Source organism: Rhodococcus sp. CX, assembly GCF_015865005.1.
GTDB lineage: Bacteria > Actinomycetota > Actinomycetes > Mycobacteriales > Mycobacteriaceae > Rhodococcus.
The window spans coordinates 1-1,058 of the sequence record NZ_JADZGH010000073.1; the positions used below are offsets into that span (position 1 = coordinate 1).

Consider the following 1,058-nt stretch of genomic DNA (forward strand, 5'->3'; position numbering starts at 1 on the left):
CCACCACCCCCAGCGCAGTCCGCCACGCACCGCGACGGTCGCGCACACGACCCAGGGCAGCGCCGCGTACCCCACCAGCAGGCTCCAGTGGCCCTGCAGCAGCCGTTCGGCGACGTACGGGTTCCACACCGCCACCGTCGCCGCCACCAGTTGCGCGGGCAGACCGGCCGCTCGGTCCGGCAGCACCGTCACCACCAGCCGTGCCGCGCCCCAGCCCGCCGCCCACAGCGCCGCCACGAGCAGTGCCGTCACCGCGATCCCGCCGTCGACGACGACGGTCACGGCCGCGAGCAGCGCGTCCTGCGGCACCGCGCGGGCCGCGGCGTCGGTGATGCCCAGGGCCGAATCCGTCGGGAACGAACGCGGCGTGCTCACCGCGTCGCGCAGCAACAGATAGCCGGGGGAGAACAGCAGCGGGCCGAGCACCGCGACCGCCAGCGCGAGGCTGTAGACGACCGGCACGACGGAACGCAACGACACCGGCCTGACCATGCGCGCAGAATACGGGCCGGTGCAGGTGTAAGGATGGGCGGATGCCGCGACCTCAGACGCCGCGTCCCGCGCCCACCGGATCCGCCGTCGCCGGAATGACGATGGTGACCGCCGGTGCGATGACCGCCAGCCTGGCGTCCTACCTGCTGCACCTGCCCGCGAGCCGCTGGCTGGGCCCGGCCGGCTACGGCGAATTCGCCAGCCTGCTCGCCGCCCAGCTCGTCCTCGCGGTGCCCGCGCTCGCCCTGCAGACGGTGGTCGCGCGGGAAACCGTGCACGGCAGCGGCATCGACGAACTGCGTCGCCTCGGCTACCGGTGCGCCGCGCTCGCGGCGGGCATCGCGGCCGTGCTGGTGCCGGTGGTCGCGTGGGCGCTCGACACGAGTGTGGCCGGGGCGTTCGGGTCCCTCGTGACCGCACCCCTGCTGGTTCTCCTCGCCGCCGAACAGGGCCTGCTGCAGGGACGTGGCCGGTTCGCGGCGCTCAGCGTCGTCCTGGCCGCGGCGGGCATCGCGAAGGTCGCGCCCGCGGTCGCGGTGCTCGCCGCCGGGGGCGGTCCGGGGGCG

General features: G+C 75.3%; 2 pseudogenes. One reads left to right on the top strand and one right to left on the bottom strand.

The window, feature by feature from the left end:
* Positions 1-492 (bottom strand): annotated as a pseudogene (locus I0Q12_RS08220) (hypothetical protein); the annotation flags it as partial.
* Positions 493-533: 41 nt separating this feature from the next.
* Here I0Q12_RS08220 and I0Q12_RS08225 point away from each other — a divergent pair.
* Positions 534-1,058: pseudogene (locus I0Q12_RS08225) on the top strand (polysaccharide biosynthesis protein); the annotation flags it as partial.